Annotated in this window: 1 pseudogene; it reads right to left on the bottom strand. The window is 46.5% G+C overall.

Annotation, left to right across the window (positions count from 1 at the left end):
• Window positions 1-1,220 (bottom strand): annotated as a pseudogene (locus C8D94_RS15395) (DUF4442 domain-containing protein); the annotation flags it as partial.

A 1,220-nucleotide genomic window follows, 5' to 3' on the forward strand; every position in this document is an offset into this window, starting at 1 on the left:
GCCGTATCGTCTATCACATTAATAGTGGCAGTACATACAGAAGTGTTTCCTGCATCATCGGTAACGGTAACCTCTATTTGGCTCTCTCCTACATCTTCACAATCGAATGTGATTACAGATGACATACCACCTGCTCCTCCAGCTGTATACTCAACAGTTCCGTTGAATACGCGTGGAGCGAAAATAGTACCGAAAGGATATATAACAGCACTTCCTTCTAGGATTTCAATATTGGAATCAGCTACAAATACATCTCCTACGTTGGTACCATTAGTATAGTTAAATCCTAAAGAAGCAGCTTTGTTAGGTGATGAGATGTAGAACGCATAGGTCTGTCCTGCGGTAACCGCATAATCCAGAGTTAAGTTCAATGGAGTTGGCATACCATCTCCAGCTGAAACTACTCCAGGTTGTGTACCTATCAAAGTCCAATCTCCTGGGGTGTTTTCTGAACCTACGTGGGTTCCAACCTTTGCATATACTTCAATATCAAGAACGGCATTGTCATCCAAGTTTACCTCAAATGAGTCTATGGTAGCATCGTTCAACACGTTGATATCAAACATCATACTACGAATTCCGTTACCTCCTGCAAAGGTAGTTGTTAACGAACCTGGCACAGGGTCATTCCCTGTTGGCGCCGTAGCGGTTGTGTTACCACAGTTATCGGTAACGGTAACTAAATCTGAAACGTTTACTGTAGCCATACCGTTGGCATCCAGTACTATATCAAATGGTGGGCCTGCAAGTACATCGTATGTAAGCGAGAAGCTATCCATACCTGCGTACCATCCCCAGGCACCGTTATCGTCAAACGTCCAGCGTACCTGGAAGTCTGCGTTCGCAAAGGCACTTGCGTCCACGGTCTCCACTGTCGGGTCCGTATCTGCTGCGTATTGCGCTACCTGTTGCCAAGCGGCACCGTCCCATACCTCTACGGTAAAGGTCTCGCCACCACTGAACTCGTAGAATCCATACTCATACTCTAGCGTGATGGTGTTGGACCCACTGGTATCGTAGATATCAGAAAGGATGGATACGTTGCTCGCTGGAGCACCATTTCCACAGGCATCATCATCGAACACCATCGCTGGGTAGTTGCTGAAATCTGCTCCGATTGGCACCGTAGATACGTTCATAAAGTCACAAGTACCAGAGTTTATCACACTGCTCCATCCCGCAGGAAGGCCAGCATCAAAATCCTCGGTCACTGTAAATGT

This window comes from Marinirhabdus gelatinilytica (assembly GCF_003353425.1).
Lineage (GTDB): Bacteria > Bacteroidota > Bacteroidia > Flavobacteriales > Flavobacteriaceae > Marinirhabdus > Marinirhabdus gelatinilytica.